Annotated in this window: 13 protein-coding genes; 5 read left to right on the forward strand and 8 right to left on the reverse strand. The window is 66.1% G+C overall.

The window, feature by feature from the left end:
• Positions 1–204: 204 nt before the first annotated feature.
• The 3 genes from EYF70_RS03680 to EYF70_RS03690 all read right to left on the reverse strand — a co-directional run bounded on the left by EYF70_RS03680 (position 205) and on the right by EYF70_RS03690 (position 6,670).
• Complete coding sequence (locus EYF70_RS03680; protein WP_229420693.1) at positions 205–3,006, reverse strand: alpha-1,6-glucosidase domain-containing protein; 2,802 nt, start codon at positions 3,004–3,006, stop codon at positions 205–207.
• 97 nt (positions 3,007–3,103) lie between these two features.
• Positions 3,104–4,840 carry a methyl-accepting chemotaxis protein gene (locus tag EYF70_RS31900; protein ID WP_307722120.1) on the reverse strand — a complete coding sequence of 579 codons (1,737 nt, stop codon included), beginning with the start codon at positions 4,838–4,840 and terminating at the stop codon, positions 3,104–3,106.
• Positions 4,841–5,077: 237 nt separating this feature from the next.
• A complete protein-coding gene (locus tag EYF70_RS03690) occupies positions 5,078–6,670 on the reverse strand; it encodes a POT-type proton-dependent oligopeptide transporter (protein ID WP_131144192.1) in 1,593 nt (530 codons plus the stop codon).
• 269 nt (positions 6,671–6,939) lie between these two features.
• Between EYF70_RS03690 and EYF70_RS03695 the strand changes: the two genes are divergently transcribed.
• The 4 genes from EYF70_RS03695 (at position 6,940) to EYF70_RS03710 (ending at position 12,797) form a co-directional block, all read left to right on the forward strand.
• Positions 6,940–8,568: an alpha-glucosidase family protein gene (locus EYF70_RS03695; protein ID WP_131144193.1), complete on the forward strand. Its 1,629-nt coding sequence runs from the start codon at positions 6,940–6,942 to the stop codon at positions 8,566–8,568.
• A 97-nt stretch (positions 8,569–8,665) separates the two neighbouring features.
• Positions 8,666–10,531: a glucokinase gene (locus EYF70_RS03700; RefSeq protein WP_131144194.1), complete on the forward strand. Its 1,866-nt coding sequence runs from the start codon at positions 8,666–8,668 to the stop codon at positions 10,529–10,531.
• 358 nt (positions 10,532–10,889) lie between these two features.
• Positions 10,890–11,441: a PadR family transcriptional regulator gene (locus tag EYF70_RS03705; RefSeq protein ID WP_229420694.1), complete on the forward strand. Its 552-nt coding sequence runs from the start codon at positions 10,890–10,892 to the stop codon at positions 11,439–11,441.
• A gap of 93 nt (positions 11,442–11,534) precedes the next feature.
• Complete coding sequence (locus tag EYF70_RS03710) at positions 11,535–12,797, forward strand: MFS transporter (RefSeq protein ID WP_131144195.1); 1,263 nt, start codon at positions 11,535–11,537, stop codon at positions 12,795–12,797.
• Here EYF70_RS03710 and EYF70_RS03715 read toward each other — a convergent pair.
• The 4 genes from EYF70_RS03715 to EYF70_RS03730 form a co-directional block, all read right to left on the reverse strand.
• A complete protein-coding gene (locus EYF70_RS03715) occupies positions 12,781–13,425 on the reverse strand; it encodes a hypothetical protein (protein WP_131144196.1) in 645 nt (214 codons plus the stop codon). The two genes, EYF70_RS03710 and EYF70_RS03715, sit on opposite strands and share 17 nt — an antisense overlap.
• Before the next feature lie 15 nt (positions 13,426–13,440).
• Positions 13,441–14,082, reverse strand: a complete 642-nt coding sequence (locus tag EYF70_RS03720; RefSeq protein WP_131144197.1) for a glutathione S-transferase family protein — start codon at positions 14,080–14,082, stop codon at positions 13,441–13,443.
• Between the two features lie 32 nt (positions 14,083–14,114).
• Positions 14,115–14,669, reverse strand: a complete 555-nt coding sequence (locus EYF70_RS31515) for a hypothetical protein (protein WP_229420695.1) — start codon at positions 14,667–14,669, stop codon at positions 14,115–14,117.
• A 75-nt stretch (positions 14,670–14,744) separates the two neighbouring features.
• Positions 14,745–16,535, reverse strand: coding sequence for a thiamine pyrophosphate-requiring protein (locus EYF70_RS03730; RefSeq protein WP_131144198.1), 1,791 nt, complete (start codon positions 16,533–16,535; stop codon positions 14,745–14,747).
• Between the two features lie 274 nt (positions 16,536–16,809).
• Between EYF70_RS03730 and EYF70_RS30985 the strand changes: the two genes are divergently transcribed.
• Positions 16,810–16,983 carry a glycine zipper domain-containing protein gene (locus EYF70_RS30985; protein WP_165497569.1) on the forward strand — a complete coding sequence of 58 codons (174 nt, stop codon included), beginning with the start codon at positions 16,810–16,812 and terminating at the stop codon, positions 16,981–16,983.
• Positions 16,984–17,446: 463 nt separating this feature from the next.
• On the opposite strand, the gene groL is transcribed toward EYF70_RS30985, so the two are convergent.
• Positions 17,447–19,093, reverse strand: a complete 1,647-nt coding sequence (gene groL / locus EYF70_RS03735; RefSeq protein WP_130187818.1) for a chaperonin GroEL — start codon at positions 19,091–19,093, stop codon at positions 17,447–17,449.
• Between the last annotated feature and the right edge of the window lie 4 nt (positions 19,094–19,097).

The following is a 19,097-nucleotide window of genomic DNA, read 5'->3' on the forward strand; positions in this document are numbered from 1 at the left end:
GGTCAGACCCGCCGGGGTATAGCAGGGGTTTCGCGAAGCCTGCTTCGCGCCTGCGGAACGATGCTGGCATGCATGCCAGCATTCCTCCCTGACCCCAGCCCTTCGATGTTGGGGTGAATGCATGCGCTTTCAATGTTCCGGGTAACACTTGAAACTTAACGGCGTTAGGGTGTGGCCCCGGTTTCTGGCAATTTATCTCGGTAACTATTCCACGAAGACGACAGCGGTGCGTGGCGGGATGGTGAAGCGGCCGCTGGCGGGGGCGTAGCGGGCTTCGCCGGCGCGCCGGTCGGCGGCGTCGGGGGCGGTGTGGACGGGGTGCAGCTTCCAGTTGCGGCCCGCTTCCTGCGGCACGTCGATCGACCGGGCCACCTTGTCGACGTTGAGCAGGTACAGCACGGCCTGGAAGCCGGCACCGTCGTAGCCGGCGCCATCGAGCCGGCCGGCGATCACGGTCGGCACCTGGGCCGGGCCGGTATTGTAGAAGCGCAGCCGCTGCGTGACGTCGGCCGCGGTGCGCAGCCGGAACAGCGTGCTGCTGGCGCGGATCTTCAGCAGGTCGCGGAACGCGTCGCGCGTGAAGGCGATGTCGGCGGGTGCCGGCTTGAATGCGGGATTGGCCAGCAGCGGCTGGAACAGCGCGTAGTCCTTGCCGTTGTCGGCGGCCGGCGGCAGGCCGGTGCCGAAGTAGTTGTCGCGGTAGGTCCAGTCCAGCCGGTTGAACCAGTCGCCCGACTCGAAGCTGTTGCGGTCCAGCGACTTGGAGCGCAGGATATCGAAGCCCGCATGGAAGTACGCCACGCCCTGGCTGAAGGCATTGATCGCCGCCGCCAGCACCTGCACGCGGGCGCGATCAGCGGTGGAGGTCGATGCCGGCAGGCGCAGCACGTTCAGGTCGTACAGCGTCTGGTTGTCGTGGTTCTCCACGTAGTTGACCACTTCGCCCGGTTCGCTCGCATAGCCGGCCGGCTGGCCAGCATAGTCGATGCGCTGCAGCTCGCGTACTTCTCCCGTGTGCGTCTGCAGCGGGTAGCCGCGCAGGGTACCGGCCAGGCCCGCCTTGACCAGGTCCGCGGCCTTCAGCAACTCGGCGGGGGCATGTGCGGCGGCGCCGTTCGGGTCGTACACCAGGCCGTTCACATAGCCCTGGCGCGCCAGCATGTCGTGCCCCGTGTCGCCAGCGCCGCCGCCGCGCACCGCATCGCGGCCACGGTCGCTGAAGGTGCCGATGCCGCTGCCGTTCAGCGACAGTTGCGACGCCTGCACGAAGCGCCTGCCATCGGCCACTTCGCCGAAATCCCACCCTTCGCCGATCAGATTCACGTGCCGGCCCGCAGCGGCGTTCACGCGCCGCTGCAGGGTTTCCATCACGCTGCGCGGCTGGTGGCCCATCAGGTCGAAACGGAACGAGTCGATGTGGTAAGCCTGCGTCCACAGCACGCTCGAGTCGACCATCAGCTTGCCCATCATGCGGTGCTCGGTGGCCGTGTTCTCGCAGCAGGTCGAGCGCTCGATCGCTCCCTTGGCGTCGAGGCGGTGATAGTAGCCGGGCACCACGCGGTCCAGCACCGATTTTTCGTCCTGGCCGGCGGTATAGGTATGGTTGTAGACGACGTCCATGCCCACGCGCAGGCCGGCGCGGTGCAGCGCCTGCACCATCTGCCGGAACTCGACGATGCGGCGCGCGCCATCGGCCGGGTCGGTGCTGTAGCTGCCTTCCGGCGCGCTGTAGTGATACGGGTCGTAGCCCCAGTTGTAGCAGTCCGCCAGCTTGCTGGCGCCGATCAGCTTTTGCTGGGCATCGCTGTCCGGCGCGCCACTCGGCGCCGGCGTGACGCAAGCCTTCTCCGGAATGCTGCCGATGTCGTACACCGGCAGCAGGTGCACGTCGGTCAGCCCGGCCTGCGACAGCGCGCGCAGGTGCCGCATGCCGTCCGAGCCGGATTCCAGGAATGCCGTGTACTTGCCGCGGTTCGCCGCGCTCACGGTCGCGTCGCCGATCGAGAAATCGCGCACGTGCAGTTCGTAGATCGACATGTCCGGCTGCGCCCGCACCTTGGCGGGTGGCGCATCCTGGTCCCAGCCGGCGGGCTTCAGACGCGGCGAGGCCAGGTCGGCGATGTAGCTGCGCCGCGAATCGGTGGTGAGGCTGACGGAATACGGATCGGTGACGAGGTTGCGCACGATGCCGGCGCCCGGCACGGACCCAGGTACGTAAACGTCGACCGCGTAGCGGTAGTACTTGCCATCCAGGTTGCCGGCCAGCGTGGCGGACCAGATGCCCGTCGTCGGATCGAAGCGCAGTGGCGTTGCAGCGCGCGAGGGGCCGGTTCCCTTGTCGTACGTGCAGACGGCAACCTGCCGCGCGGTCGGCGCCCACAGCTTGAAGGTGGTGCCGTTCGCGCGCGGCGTCGCCCCCAGGTCGGGTACCGCTTCGGCAGCCGCATACAGGTCGTCCAGCGCGCCGGCCACCTGCACCCGCGTGGCATCGAGCACGGTGCCGTCGGCCGCCTCGCTGACCAGCAGAAGTTGTTGTCGATGCAGGCCGGCATACCCGTCACCAATACGCGCCACGTCCGCCTCGCGCAGCGCGAACACGGGGCCATTACCCAGGTAGCGCAGGCGTTCCGGCAGCGCGGCAGGCGTGGCCGCGAGCGGCAGGAAGCCATCGGCGCCGCCGACCTTGCCGCCGCGCGGCGCCGTCAGCGATGCGTTTGCAGCGTGGTACAGCCGGATGCGCGCATCGGTGCGGGCGCCGGGCCAGGCCAGCGTGCGCCGGTCGATCCAGGCGGCACGCGCGTCGACATTGGCCATGCTGGCCGCGGCGGGGAAGAGGACGGTCTGGAACGCGTCGCCGTCGCAGAGGGCGGCGGATGAAGAAGCGCCGGATGTGGAAGCTGCGGATGTGGAAGCCGCGGATGTGGAAGCTGCGGCGGCGGCACCCGATGACATCAGTGCCGCGGCGACGGCGAGGCGCAGCGCGCGGCTGCGGTGTGAAAGATCCATGCGTCCCCCTGTTTCGATGGGGACGTATGGTAAAGGAAGCTTGCGACTACAGCCATGCTGTAGTCGCACCGGCCACCAGGCCGGTGATGCGGGCGGCTTAGAACTCTTCCCAGTCCGACTCGGAACCGGCGGTCACCGGCGCCTTGCGGCTGACCGGTGCTGCCTTGGCCACGGCAGGGCGCTTGACGGCGGACGGCAGCGCGGCAGGCTTCGCAGCCACCTTTGCAGGAGTGATTGCTTTCCGTGCGGCCGGCGCCGGCGCGGTACCTTGCGCCAGCGTGAACGTGCCGACCAGTTCGGCCAGCCTGCGGGCCTGTTCCTGCATGGCTTCGGAAGCGGCGCTGGCTTCCTCGACCAGCGCGGCGTTCTGCTGCGTCACTTCATCCATCTGCGTGATGGCCACGTTGACCTGGTCGATGCCGCTGCTCTGCTCGCGGCTGGCGGAAGAGATTTCCGCCATGATGTCCGTCACGCGCTGCACGCTGCCCACCACTTCGTTCATGGTGGCGCCGGCCTGGCCGACCAGCTGCGTGCCCACGCCGACCTTTTCCACCGAGTCGTCGATCAGCGCCTTGATTTCCTTGGCGGCGCTGGCGGAGCGGTGCGCCAGGTTGCGCACTTCGCCGGCCACGACGGCAAAGCCGCGGCCCTGCTCGCCGGCACGCGCCGCCTCGACGGCCGCGTTCAGCGCCAGGATATTGGTCTGGAAGGCGATGCCGTCGATGACGGAGATGATGTCGACGATCTTCTTGGCCGACGCATCGATCGCGCCCATCGTGTCGACCACCTGGGCCACCACGCTGCCACCCTGTGCCGCCACGCTGGAGGCCGAGGCGGCCATGGCGCTGGCCTGCTGGGCATTCTCGGCGTTCTGGCGCACGGTCGACGTCAGTTCTTCCATCGACGACGCGGTTTCTTCCAGCGAGCTGGCCTGTTCCTCGGTGCGCGACGACAGGTCCTGGTTGCCGGCCGAGACTTCGGCGGCGGCGGTGGCGATCGTGTCGGTACCGGTGCGCACCTCGGCGACGATGGCGGCCAGCTTGTCGCGCATATTGCGCATCGCGAACATCATGCTGGCGGTGTCGCCGGCCTTGACGGGCACGTCCACGGTCAGGTCGCCTTCGGCGATGCGGGTCGCGATGCCGGCGGCCTCGTTCGGCTCGCCGCCCAATTGCTTGAGCAGTGTGCGGGTGACCATCACTGCGGCGGCGATGCCGACCGCCATGGCCAGCACGGCCAGGATCAGCATTAACCGGACGGCAGTCTGGTAAGCGGCCGCGGCTTCGTCGGCTTCTTCTTCGTTCAATGCCTCTTCAAGCTTGATCAGCTCGTCAATCGTGTTGAGCCAGACACGCTGGACCGGGCGCACCTTCTCCATCAGCATGGTGGTGGTTTCCTCGGCCTGATTTGCAACGCCCAGTTTTTCCGCTGCCGCCATCAATGGCATTGCCATCCGTTCCTGCTCCACGATCGTCGCCATCAGTGCCTTTTCCTTCGGACCCGTGCTCGGATCTTCCAGGCTCTTGACGACTTTCCCCATCTCTCCCGCGTAGAGTGCCTCCTGCTTGCGCAGGCGCTCGACTTCGGGTCGCATGGCGTTTTCGTCGGTGAGCAGCGCAAGGTTACGCAGCGCGATCATGCGGTCCGTCACGCTGTCCCGTGCCGAATTGAGCTGGCGGATCTGCGTGTTGTTGAATTCCGTGATCTTGGTGATACGCGTCTGCATGTCGCGCATCTTCAGCAGGCCCGCGCCCACGATGACCCACAGCAGCACGAGGACGATCGCATAGCCTACTGCCAGCCGGGTGCCGACTTTCATATTTTTCAAATTCATGGTTTTCCGTTCGGGAGTCGACGACCGCGAGGAGGAGGGCGGTCAGGATCCGGCGGCGCGGGGGCTGGGCGGGGGCCGGCCGGCACATGCTATTGGTGCCGTACGGCAATTATAGGGAAGTCTTGCTACAAGTGAGGGGATTTGTTGCGCGCGCGCAGCAGGCGGCGGCATTATTTTTCAAGGCCGTGGCCGATCTGCCAGCGGGAAGCTGGACAGATCGGCCACGGTCGATGTCGATCAGGCCACGGCGGCGCTGGCCCGGTAGTTGTCGACCATCTTGTAGCGCCGCGCGTACAGCCCGAACGCCAGCGCCGTCAGCATGGCGAAGGCGGCGAAGAAGAACATCTGGAAGGCGATGACGGAGAGCCCGGTGTCGCCTATATGGCCCAGCACCGCGTCGTTCTTCACGCTGGCGTTGACGATCAGGACCCACAGGTTGCCGACGGTGACGGCCAGCGTCCAGAAGCTCATGATCGAGCCCTTCATCGACGCGGGCGCCTGGCTGTAGGCGAATTCCAGGCCGGTGGCCGACACCAGCACCTCGCCCATCGTCAGCAGCGCGTAGGGCGCCAGCTGCCACAGGATCGACATCGGCGTGCCGGCATCCATCGAGACCTGGATCCAGCCGATCACCAGCCAGGAAAAGCCCGAGAAGGCGATCCCGGCCGTCATGCGGCGCAGCGCGGTCGGTTCCAGGCCGAGCTTGCTCAACAGCGGGAAGATCACCAGGTTGTTGAAGGGGATCAGCAGCATCACCAGCGCCGGGTTCACGGCCTGCATCTGCGCCGGCAGCAGCTGGAATTCCCAGCCCAGCAGGTTGATGACCGGGCTGGTCATCGTATTGGCCTGCACGATCCAGGTCGACGCCTTCTGATCGAACAGGGACCAGAACGGCGTGACCAGCGCGAACACGACGAGGATGCGCAGCACGGCGCGCACGCCTTCCACCGCTTCATCCGGATGATGGCCGCGCGCGCGCTCCAGCTGCAGCGCGGTGCCGATGCCCCAGCCGGCCAGCAGCAGCACCAGCGCCGTGCAGGCGGCGATCACGAAGCCCCACGAGAACGACATCAGCAGCGACGCCACGGCGCCCCCCGCGCCGAGGGCGGCCACCGCCAGGCCGGTCCGGCCCTGGCCGGGCTTATTGGCCAGCAGGGCGGTGCGCGACACCCGCGTCAGCGAATCGGGGCTGGGCGGCGCTGGCGGCACGTGCACGTACTTCCTGTTCCCCATCCAGAAGATGAGGAGCGCGAACGCCATCAGCAGGCCGGGAATGCCGAAGGCCACGGCGGGGCCGTAGTTCTTCAGGAACAGCGGCATCAGCAGCGACGCGAAGAACGAGCCGAAATTGATGATCCAGTAGAACGCGTCGTAGACCACCTTGGCGCGCTTCTTGTTGGTGTGGTCGAACTGGTCGCCGACGAACGCGGCCACCAGCGGCTTGATGCCGCCCGCGCCCAGCGCGATCAGGAACAGGCCGCAGTAGAAGCCCGTGAGGTTGTCCTCGAAGATCGCCAGGCAGGCGTGGCCGATGACATACACGAGGCTGAGCCAGAAGATGGTGTTGTACTTGCCGAAGAAACGGTCGGCCAGGAAGCCGCCCAGCAGCGGGAAGAAATACACGCCGATGACGAACGTGTGGAATACGTGCTTGGCCTCGCCGGCACGGTCTTCCAGGGGGACGAACAGCAGCAGGGTGCTGATCAGGAATGGCGTCAGGATATTGCGCATGCCATAGAAGGAAAAGCGTTCGGCCCCTTCGTTGGCGATGATGTACGGTATCTGGCGCGGCAGCGGGCCGTAGCCTGCTTCGTGGGTGGCGTTTGCCATGGATAGCCTTCTCGAATTGTGGATGGACGCGATGCTATGCCGAATCGGCCAGGGCTGGCAATGGCCGGGTCGGCCCTGTCCAAAGGGCTGGCTTTGGAGATGCTGTAGTTTGACTACGGTAGCGTGTGGAAATTTTCGGACAGTTACGCGGTAAGTCATTGTTTTATATGGGTGACGCCTGACTACGTCGTCGCGCGGATCCGTTGAACTATTCATACCGTTGCTGTATATTATCTACATTACCCCCGTCAACTTTCATCGGAACCTTCATGACCAACTCCACGCAGCCAATCAGCGCGACCTGGTGGCAGGAAGCCATCATCTATCAGGTGTACCCACGCAGCTACCTCGACACGAATGGCGATGGCATCGGCGACCTGAATGGCATCACCGACCGCCTCGACTACATCGCGAAGCTGGGCGTGGACATCGTCTGGATTTCGCCGTTCTTCAAGTCGCCGATGAAGGACTTCGGCTACGACATCGCCGACTACTGCGACGTGGACCCGATGTTCGGCACGCTGGCCGACTTCGACCGGCTGATCGCCAAGGCGCACTCGGTGGGCGTGAAGATCATGATCGACCAGGTGATGAGCCATTGCTCGGAACAGCATCCGTGGTTCGTGGAAAGCCGCAGCAGCCGCGATAATCCGAAAGCCGACTGGTTCGTGTGGTCCGACCCGCTGCCCGACGGGAATCCGCCGAACAACTGGCTGTCCATCTTCGGCGGTTCGGCATGGCAGTGGGATTCGCGCCGCAAGCAGTACTACATGCACAACTTCCTCACCAGCCAGCCGGACCTGAACTTCCACAACCCGGAAGTGCAGCAGGCGATGCTGGACAGCCTGCGCTTCTGGCTGCAGCGCGGCGTGGATGGCGTGCGGCTCGATGCCGTGACGTTCCAGTTCCACGACCAGGAACTGCGCAGCAATCCGCCGGCCACGGTGCGCGACACGTCGACCGTCACCGACGTGAATCCGTACGGCATGCAGGCGCACGTCTATGACAAGTGCCGTCCCGAGAACGTGCCGTTCCTGCAGCGCGTGCGCCGGGTGCTGGACGAATTCGGCGCCGTGTCGATCGGCGAAGTGGGGGCCGACGATGCGCTGGCGTTCATGGCCGAGTACACGGCCGGCGGCGACAAGCTGCACATGGCCTACAGCTTCAACCTGCTGACCGAAGACCATTCGGCGCGCCACATCCGCACGCAGGTGGAAGACTTCAAGCGGCGCGTCAGCGATGGCTGGGCGTCCTGGTCGGTGGGCAACCACGACGTGCCGCGCGTGGCCACGCGCTGGGGCGCCGGCAAGGACCCGGTGGCGTTCGGCAAGGTGGCGCTGGCCATGCAGCTGTCGCTGAAGGGCACGCCGTGCCTGTACCAGGGCGACGAGCTGGCCTTCACGGAAGTGGACGTGCCGTATGAGCTGATCCAGGACCCGTATGGCATTACGTTCTGGCCCGAGTTCAAGGGCCGCGACGGCTGCCGCACGCCGATCGCCTGGACCGATGGCGACAACGGCGGCTTCACGAGCGGCAAGCCATGGCTGCCGGTGGCGCCGGAGCACATCGCGGGGGCGGCTTCCGTGCAGGAAGCGGATCCGGCATCGCCGCTGAACTTCGCGCGCCGGCTGATCGCGTGGCGCCGCACCATGCCGCAGCTCACGCGCGGCGATATCGAGTTTCTGGAAGCGCCGGAGCCGGTGCTGGCATTCCGCCGCACGCTGCCCGGCGAGCGCGCCGTGCTGTGCGTGTTCAACCTGGGCGGCAATGAAGTGACGTTCGCGCTGCCGCAGGCCAGGGGCGCGCAGAAGCTCGGCGAAGCGGGGCTGCCGGGCGAGATCGTCGATGGCATCGCCAGGCTGCCGGCCTGCGGCGGGTGGTACGGCTACGAAGGCTGAACCTTCCGGCGGGGGCGCCGGCTTTTTCGGCGCGCCCGTTTCGGGTATGCTGCGACCTCGCCCGCATGAGCGAAGCAACACGTAAAAAGAGAGCGAGATGAGACAAGTGGAAGTGGAACAGAAACTGGGACGTGCCGCGTTCGCCGACGGCCCGCGGCTGCTGGCCGACATCGGCGCCACGCATGCGCGCTTCGCGCTGCAGACGGCACCGGGCGAATACCAGGCGGTGCGGGTGCTGCAGTGCGACGACTACACCGGCATCGTTCCGCTGCTGCGCAGCTATCTCGCCGACCATCCCGGCATCAACCTGAACCACGGCGCGCTGGCGCTGGCCAATCCGGTGCACGGCGACTATATCCGGATGACGAACCGCGACTGGCAGTTCTCCACCGACGAAGTGCGCCGCGAACTGGGGCTGCACACGCTGCTGGTGGTGAACGACTTCACCGCGCTGGCGATGGCCATTCCGGGCCTGAAGCCGACCGACCTGATGCAGGTGGGCGGCGGCGCGCCGGCGGCCAACTCCGTCATCGGCGTGCTCGGTCCGGGCACGGGCCTGGGCTGCTCGGGCGTGATTCCCACGGTCGACGGCTTCGTCACACTCGGTTCCGAAGGTGGCCACAACAACTTCGCGCCGGCCGACGAACGCGAATACGCGATCCTGCAATACGCGTGGCAGACCTGGTCGCACGTGTCGAACGAGCGCCTGATCTCCGGCCCGGGCATGGAAATCATCTACCGCGCGCTGGCCCGCCGCAACGGCCTGCACGTGCGCGACCTGACCTCGCAGCAGATCATTTCCGGCGCCCTGAAGGACAAGGATGCGCTGTGCATCGAAGTGCTCGAGTGCTTTTCCGCGATGCTGGGCGGCGCGGCCGCGAACCTGGCCGTCACGCTCGGTTCCTTCGGCGGCATCTTCATCGGCGGCGGCATCGTGCCGCGCATGGGAGAATGGTTCCGCGCTTCGCCGTTCCGCACCCGCTTCGAGGCCAAGGGCCGCTTCTCGTCCTACCTGGCGGAGATCCCCACCTACGTGATCACCACGCCGAACCCGGCGTTCTACGGCGTGGCCACGATCCTTTCCGAACACCTGCGCGGGCGCAGCGGCGCCAACACGCTGATGGAGCGCGTGCAGACGCTGCTGCGCGAGCTGACGCCGGCCGAGCAGCGCGTGGCGCAACTGGTGCTCGAACAGCCGCGCCTCGTGCTGAACGAACCCATCGCCGACATCGCGCGGCTGGCCGAAGTGTCGCAGCCGACCGTGATCCGCTTCTGCCGCTCGCTGGGCTTCACGGGCCTGGCCGACTTCAAGCTGAAGTTCGCCAGCAGCCTGACGGGCGCGATCCCGGTGCGCCACAGCCAGGTGCGCAACAGCGACAGCACGCACGACCTGTCGGCCAAGGTGGTCGACAACACCGTGTCGGCGATCCTGAAATTCCGCGACCAGCTCGACGTGCGCGCCATCGACCGCGCCATCGCGCTGGTGGCCAAGGCCAAGAAGGTGGAGTTCTACGCGATGGGCAATTCGCGCGTGGTGGGGCTGGACGGGCAGCACAAGTTCTTCCGCTTCCGCATTCCCACCGCGTCCTACGGCGACTCGCACCTGCTGTCGCTGGCGGCCGAGCTGCTGCAGCCGGGCGACGTGGTCATCGCCATCTCCAACTCCGGCCGGCTGCCGGAGCTGCTCGATGCCGTCGATACGGCGCGCGCGGCGGGTGCCGATGTCATCGCCATCACCACCAGCCAGTCGCCGCTGGCCAAGAAGGCCAGCGTGTGCCTGGCGGTCGACCACAGCGAGGACAGCACCACGTTCCTGTCGATGATTTCGCGCATCCTGCAGCTGCTGCTGATCGACATCCTCACCGTGGGCATTTCGCTCGACTCGCAGAACAAGGCGCTGGTGCTGGAAGGGAAGGGCGCCGCGAACGGTTCGCGCCTGCTGATCTCCCACCTGGACAGTTGATCGGTACCACCCAACGTAAAAACGCCGGGTCGCCCCGGCGTTTTTTTTCGCCCGCCGCGTCAGTAGCGGCGGCGCGCGCCCTGCGCGGGCGCCCGGTTCAGCATCCGTGCCTGCACCTTCTTCCAGATAAAGCCGGCGATCGCCATCATGATCATCTTGCGCATACATCCTCCTGTGCGGTTGGTTTCATTGCGCCACGGCATGAGTCGATGCCTGCCGCGGCAATGCGCCAACCATACCGGAAACGCCTGCCGGCGGGCGCAGCATAGGAATCCGCCCATGCCGTAAAAATCTTCTTGCGATATATCGCAGATGGTTTAAGATATGTCTTATTGCGATATATCTTAAAGGACTTCACATGTTCCACATGTTCCATAAATCCCGGCACCATGGTCCCCGCTCCCACGAACATCACCAGCACCGTGGCGGTGGCGGGCACGGCGGCGGCCCTGGCGGAAGGGGGCCGCGCATGTTCGATGCGGGCGCGATGCGCTATGTCGTGCTGCAGCTGATCGCGGAAAAGCCGCGCCATGGCTATGAAATCATCAAGGAGCTGGAGAGCCGCGTGGGTGGCGGCTATGCGCCGAGCCCGGGGGCGATCTATCCGCTGATGGCGATGCTGTACGACATGGGCCATGTGTCCATCAGCAGCGAAGGCAACAAGAAGCTGCATTCGATCACGCCCGAGGGGCAGGCCTTCCTGGACGAGAACCGGCAAATGGTCGATGCGCTGATGGCGCGCCTTGCCGAGCCGCACGCCGGCAACCGCGACAGCCTGCGCTCGGTGATGCACGAGCTGAAGGCCGTGGTGATCGACAAGGGCCGTGATCCGGCCGCTCCGCCGGCACGCGCCGACCAGATCGCGGCGATCCTGCGCCGGGCGGCCGACGAGATCCGCCAGCTGGCGTAACGATTCGGCATAAGACGAAGCGGCATACGACGAATCGGCATCCGACCAACCGGCAGGGGCGGCGCTGGCGCCGCCCCGGAAAGAAAAAAAAGAATGACCACTTCTCCTCCTCCCGCGGGCAGCCTGGCCCCGGCGCGCGAGCGGCTCGTGCTGTGGCTGCTGGCGCTGACCCAGTTCACCGTCATCATGGACTTCATGGTCATGATGCCGCTGTCGCCGCAGCTGATGGCGGCGTTTGCCATCAGCCCGGCGCAATTTTCCGGCGTCGTGTCGGCGTACGCGTGGTGCGCGGGCTTGTCCGGCCTGCTGGCCGCCACCTATATCGACCGCTTCGACCGCAAGCGCATGCTGTTGACGGTGTTCTTCCTGTTTAACCTGTCGAACCTGGCCTGCGCGATGGCACCGAATTTCCACGTGCTGGTCCTGTCGCGCGCCTTTGCCGGCCTGACCGGCGGCGTGCTGGGCGCGATCGGCATGGCGATCATCGGCGACCTCATCGCCCCGCAGCGGCGCGGCTACGCGACCGGCATCGTGATGACGTCGTTCTCGATGGCCGCGATCCTGGGCGTGCCGCTGGGCGTGGGCCTGGCGGCCCGCTTCGGCTGGCAATCGCCGTTCTACCTGCTGGTGGCGGCGTCGATGGCGATCTGGTGCCTTGCCGCGTTCGTGCTGCCGCCGCTGACGGCGCACCTCGACCGGCACTCTGCGCCGGCCCGCGCGCTGCCGGAACTGCTGGCGCTGTTCAGCGTGCCGGAGCACCTGCGCGCCTTCCTGCTGACATTCGTGACGATGTTGAACGGCATGCTGGTGATTCCGTTCATCTCGCCGGTCCTGGTCGGCAATCTCGGCGTACGGCCGGGCGACATCATGTGGATCTACATGGCGGGCGGGGTGGCGGCGTTCTTCAGCTCGCGCTTCGTGGGCAGCTGGTCGGACCGTGCCGGCCGGCACCGGGTATTCCGCATTTTCGTGCTGTTCTCGGTGGTGCCGATCCTGGTGATCACGCACCTGCCGGAACTGTCGGCGCACTGGCCGCTGGTCGCCCTGGTGTGCCTGTTCCCGTTCTTCATGGTGGCGATGAATGGCCGCAACGTGCCGCTGCAGGCGCTGATGACGACGGTGCCCGATCCGCGGCGCCGCGGCGCCTTCCTCAGCGCCAACGCGGCCGTGCAGCAGGTCGGCACGGGTCTGGGCGCGCTGCTGGGCGGACTGTGGCTGCACACGGATGCGGCCGGCCACATCAGCGGCTACGGCCTGAACGGCTGGCTGGCCGCCGGCCTGTCGCTGTTTACCTGGTGGTGGGTGGGGCGGGTGCGGGAAGTGCCCGGCGCCCCGGCGGTCAGGAGCCCTGCCTGACGACGATGTCGAGCAGGCGCTGCGCCTGTTTCAGGACAGGCGATGCGAGCTTGTCGCGGTCCACGTCGCCAAAGGTGCCGTCGCGCACGTGCAGGCCGTCCGCGGCCAGCAGCGACAACCGCAGGTTGCCGAGCACCGGCGGGGCGGCGCGGTGTTTCGCCAGCCCCTTGGCCGACGCCAGCGGGATGGCCGCGTGCACCAGCAGCTTGCCCTGCTGGGCCACGTTGTCCGGCGCGCCTTCGAAGACGGCCACGCGGCCGGTATGGTGGATGTAGCGCACGGTGCCGTCGGCATACGCGGCCAGCACGTCGAGGCCGCCCTCGAGCGGTACTTCGACGACCACGCCCAGCAATTCACGCGAGGCGACCGGCTGGCCGGCGGCGCGCAGCCATTGCCAGGCCAGCAGCCGCACGCGGCTTTCCTCGGCCGGATCTTCGCCGATGGTCTGCACCACGCGCGCATCCGGCGCCGTGCCGAACAGCGATGCGGGCTCTGGACCCTGCTGGACCAGTTGCGGATCGTCGCAGAACAGCAGCTGGTACATCAGGTTCAGTTCGTCCTGCTTGTATGGCTGGGCAGCGGAAGCGTGCCGGCGCGACGAGAACGCGGCAATGAGTTTCTTGAACATGGCGTCATTGTACTGTCACTGGTCGCCATCAAGCTGCCAGCCGCGCAATTTTTCCATCGCGACCGCGCTGCGCCATGCGGGGCGGGCGATGACCAGCCGCGCCAGCCGGTCCAGTTCCGGCCATTCCGTGGCGGGTTTCGGCATGGCGCGCGACCAGCGCATGTACATGCACAGCTGGTAGTCGGCCGAGCTGAACTGCTCACCCAGCAGATAGGGGCCATGCGCCGCCAGGTGCGACGCGATGCGTTCGAATCCGGCTTCGAGCGTGCGGCGCACCGGCGCCCGGCTGGCCTCGTCATGCGTATCGCGGCCCAGGTCCTGCGGGTAGAACCAGTGCCTGAACGGCCCGCCCAGCGAGGTGGCCAGCGCTACCGTCCATTGCAGCCATTCGGCGCGGCCCGGCGCACCGGGGGCGGGGGCCAGGTTCGCTTCGGGGTGGCGCTCGGCCAGCAGCATCAGCAGCGCGGCCGATTCGCGGTGGGCGACGCCGTCGATGAGCAGCGTGGGCACGGTGCCCTGCGGGTTCAGGCGCAGGTAGTCGTCGGTGCGCGGCACGTCCAGGTCGACGTTGACCAGCTGATGGTCCGCGCCGGTCTCGTGGATCGCGGCATGCACGGCCAGGCTGGCCGCGCCGGGGGAGTAATACAGCGTGTACATCGGTGGCTCCATGGTGGTCGGTGATGGCCGGGTCAGCGCGCGGCCCGTTCCATCGGTCGTTGTTCGGTGCGCCAGCGCGCCAGCGGCAACAGGGATTCGTCATCGTCGACGAGGATCTCGCCATCGGCCACGCCGACCAGGAAGCTTTGCCACGTGACGGCCGCTTCCGGCCGGTTCTCGACAAAGCTGAGCTGGTGATACTGCCTGCCGTTCACCGTGCGCGGCGCGGGGTCGAAGGGAATCACGGCGCCACGCACCGCGCCGCCGGATGCCTTCTCGATGCGCTGTGCCCAGGCCTGCAGTTCGGGCAGCGCCATCAGGCGGGCCACGGCCTGCTCGCTGGTCAGCGGCTGCCCGGGCTGCATGGCGGCGACAGAAGCTGCAGCGGGGGCAGGGGCGGAAGCAGTGGGTGACGCAGGCGAGGCGGTGGCAGGGGCGGCGACAGGTACCCGCGCCGGCCCGGTGCCGGGCCCCACGTGCTGCGGATACAGGTACCACGCGCCCAGCGCGGCGGCCAGCAGCCCGGCCAGCGTGCCGGCCAGGGCGGGAAGATGGGAGGATTTGCTCGTGCGGTTTTTCGTGTCCATGTGGCGAACATGGTAATCGAAAGGCGTTCTTTGCACAGCGCCAATCGAATGCACGCCACGATGCCGCTCGCGGGATCAATCTTTCTTCGGCGGGAACCATCCCTCCCAGGTTTCCTTGATGCTGGCGCGCACGGTGGCCAGCGCGTCCGGGTCGCCCTTCAGCAGGGCCTTGAAGTAGGCGGCGGCCTGCTTGGCCGGCACGTCCGGCGGCAGCGGCGGCACGTGCGGATCGGTCACCATCTCCAGCACGCACGGCCGGTCCGATGCCAGCGCCGCTTCCCAGCCGGCGGCCACGGCGTCCGCGCTGTCGATGCGGATGCCTTTCAGGCCCACCAGCTCGGCGTATTGCGCGTACGGGAAATCGGGCATGACCTGCGACGCTTCGAATTTCGGGTTGGCCCCCATCACGCGCTCTTCCCAGGTGACCAGGTTCAGGTCCTGGTTGTTGAGCACCATGACGACCAGCTTGCCGTTGCCCCAGCGCTGCCAGTACTTGGCGATCGTGATCAGGCCATTGATGCCGTTCATCTGCATGGCGCCATCGCCGACCAGCGCGATCACGTGGCGCTCCGGGTGGGCGAACTTGGCGGCGATCGCATACGGCACCGCGCAGCCCATCGTGGACAGGCCGCCGGAGACGCTGGTCATCATGCCGCGCCGGATCTTGACGTCGCGCGCGTACCAGTTGGTGGCCGAGCCGGAATCGCCGACGATGATGCAGTCGTCCGGCAGCCGCGGCGACAGTTCCCAGAATACCCGCTGCGGGTTGATCGGATTGGCTTCGTTCATCGCGCGGCCTTCCAGCACGCGCCACCAGCGCTCGACGTTGGCGCGGATGTCGTCCTGCCACTGGCGCTCGGTCTTGCGCTGCAACAGCGGGATCAGCGCGCGCAGCGTTTCGCGGGAATCGCCGATCAGGTTGAATTCCATCGGGTAGCGCACGCTGGCGCGGCGCGCGTCGATGTCGATCTGCACGCCGCGCGCCTGGCCTTCCTTCGGCAGGTGCTCGCTGTAAGGGAAGTTCGAGCCCACCATCAGCAGCGTGTCGCAGTCGTTCATCATGTCGTGGCTGGGCTTGGTGCCGAGCAGGCCGATGGTGCCGGTGACGAAAGGCAGGTCGTCCGGCACCGCGGCCTTGCCCAGCAGCGCCTTGGCGATGCCGGCGCCGAGGATGTCGGCCACTTCGATCAGCTCGTCGGTGGCATGCAGGGCGCCGGCGCCGGCCAGGATCGCGACTTTCTTTCCTTCGTTGAGGATGCGCGCGGCCTGCTGCAGCGCGGCCTGCGGCGGCACGTGGCTGCGGGTCAGGGCGCCGATGCCCGAGACCACGGTGCCGTGCTCGCGCGGCGGCTTCGGAACCGCGGCCAGCTCCTGCACGTCGTTCGGGAAGATCAGGCAGGTAACGGCGCGTTCTTCCTTGGCGATGCGGAAGGCCCGGTCGATCAGGTGGCGCACCTGGGCCGGGTCGGTGGCCATGTGCACGTATTCATGGGCGACGTCCTTGAACAGCGCCTGCAGGTCGACTTCCTGCTGGTAGTCGCTGCCCATCGACATGCGTTTTTGCTGGCCGACGATGGCCACCACGCCCTGGTGATCGAGCTTGGCGTCGTACAGGCCATTGAGCAGGTGCACGGCGCCGGGGCCGGAGGTGGCCAGGCACACGCCCACTTCGCCGGTGAACTTGGCGTGCGCGGTGGCCATGAAGGCGGCCATCTCCTCGTGCCGTACCTGGATGAATTCGATCGTTTCCTGGCGGCCGAACGCACCCATGATGCCGTTGATGCCGTCGCCGGGATAGCCGAACACGCGCCGCACGCCCCATTCGCCGAGGCGTTGCAAGAGGAAGTCGCCCACCGTATCTGCCATGTCGTTCTCGCTCGATTAGTCAAGAAAAAATGATAAGTCGATGGCCGGGCGGCAGGCGCACGCAAGCATTGCGGTGCACCATCCGCCCCTTCGCGAGGCCCCGCCGGCGCCATGGTTTGGGAGTGAAAAGTGAGCTTTGATGCAACGCAAAACCGTATAACCCAGCCGTTTGAAAACGTTGTTCAAGCGGGACGATCCGCTTAAAAAAACAGCAGAGAGAACGAAAACCGGGTGTATATTGGTCCCACAACAACCACGGAACAGGAGACGCAAGATGGATATGGAACCGGACGACCGCACCGGGCGCTATGTTGGCTTCGGTATCAGCCTGGGTGCAGCGATCGGCTGCGCGATCGGTGTTGCAATGGGCAATTTCGCGATGGGCATCGGCCTCGGTGTCGGCCTCGGCAGCGCCGTGGGCGCCGGGCTGGCGCGACGGCGGCCCTGAGCCTGCGAACATGATTCGCGTACTTCCATGACGCGCTTCCCGTGACGTCATCGACGGCTGCTTCGGCGGCCGTTGTTGTTTGCGGGGTCGGGAGGGGTGTGTCGAAGCCCGGTCGACTCGAGCGTTATGCGTTCCATCGACGCCAAAATCCGGGACGGACCCTGTTTTTGAGGAAGTTTCCCGAAAAACAGGGTCTGTCCCTGATACCGCTAAGTTAAGCGTTACCCGATACGTTGGAAGCGCATGCTTTCACCCCAACAGCGAAGGGCTGGGGTCAGACCCGCCGGGTCTGCCCCCGGAATTTGCACTTGGGGTGGACTTATCTAAGCGGCATTAGGCTCCGTCCCGGATTTTCGTAAGCGGTACATCCCCATTTTCCAGGCGACCTTGACGTAAAAAAGGCCGCTTCCGAAGAAGCAGCCTTTTCAGGTGCAGCTGGCCGAAGCCGGCAGTTACCGCATGATTACATCATGCCGTCCATGCCGCCCATGCCACCCATGCCGCCCATGCCACCCATGCCGCCGGCTGGCTTGTCTTCCACCACTTCCGCCACCATGCAGTCGGTCGTCAGCATCAGGCCGGCGATCGATGCGGCGTTCTGCAGTGCCGAACGGGTGACCTTGGCCGGATCCAGCACGCCCATTTCAACCATGTCGCCATAGGTGCCGTTGGCGGCGTTGTAGCCGTAGTTGCCGGTGCCGCCCAGCACAGCGTTGACCACCACCGACGATTCTTCGCCGGCGTTCTGCACGATCATGCGCAGCGGCTCTTCCATCGCGCGCAGCACGATCTTGATGCCGGCTTCCTGGTCAGGGTTGTCGCCCTTCACGGTCAGCGCAGCGCGGGCACGCAGCAGGGCCACGCCACCGCCAGGAACGATGCCTTCTTCCACGGCAGCGCGGGTGGCGTGCAGTGCATCTTCCACGCGGGCTTTCTTTTCCTTCATTTCGACTTCGGTGGCAGCGCCAACCTTGATCACGGCAACACCGCCGGCCAGCTTGGCCACGCGCTCTTGCAGTTTTTCACGGTCGTAGTCCGAGGTCGCTTCTTCGATCTGTGCGCGGATCTGGCGAACACGGCCTTCGATGCCCGCGGCTTCGCCGGCGCCGTCGATGACGATGGTGTTCTCCTTGCCCACTTCGATGCGCTTGGCCTGGCCCAGTTCTGCCAGCGTCACTTTTTCCAGCGTCAGGCCGACTTCTTCAGCAACCACCTGGCCGCCGGTCAGCACGGCGATGTCTTCCAGCATGGCCTTGCGGCGGTCGCCGAAGCCAGGAGCTTTCACTGCGCAGGTCTTCAGGATGCCGCGGATATTGTTGACCACCAGGGTCGCCAGCGCTTCGCCTTCGATGTCTTCGGCGATGATCAGCAGCGGACGGCCGGCTTTCGCCACTTGCTCCAGTACCGGCAGCAGGTCGCGGATGTTCGAGATCTTCTTGTCGAACAGCAGGACGAACGGGTTTTCCAGGACAGCAACCTGCTTTTCCTGGTTGTTGATGAAGTACGGGGACAGGTAGCCGCGGTCGAACTGCATGCCTTCCACGATGTCCAGCTCGTCGTTCAGCGACTTGCCGTCTTCCACGGTGATGACGCCTTCCTTGCCCACTTTTTCCATCGCTTCAGCGATGCGCTCGCCGATCGAGTAGTCGGAGTTCGCGGAGATCGCGCCAACCTGGGCGATTTCCTTCGAGGTGGTGCATGGCTTGGCGATCTTGGTCAGTTCTTCGACGGTGGCGGCGACGGCCTTGTCGATGCCGCGCTTCAGGTCCATCGGGTTCATGCCGGCGGCAACGAACTTCATGCCTTCGCGCACGATGGCTTGTGCCAGCACGGTCGCGGTGGTGGTGCCGTCGCCGGCGTTGTCGGAAGTCTTCGATGCGACTTCCTTCACCATCTGCGCGCCCATGTTCTGCAGCTTGTCCTTCAGTTCGATTTCTTTCGCGACCGAGACACCGTCCTTGGTCACGGTCGGGGCGCCGAACGAGCGCTCCAGCACGACGTTGCGGCCTTTCGGGCCCAGGGTGACCTTGACCGCGTTGGCCAGGATGTTGATGCCTTCAACCATTTTGGCGCGCGCTGCGTCGCCGAAAATCACTTCTTTAGCTGCCATGTTG

The organism is Pseudoduganella albidiflava, assembly GCF_004322755.1.
Taxonomy (GTDB): Bacteria; Pseudomonadota; Gammaproteobacteria; order Burkholderiales; family Burkholderiaceae_D; genus Rugamonas; species Rugamonas albidiflava.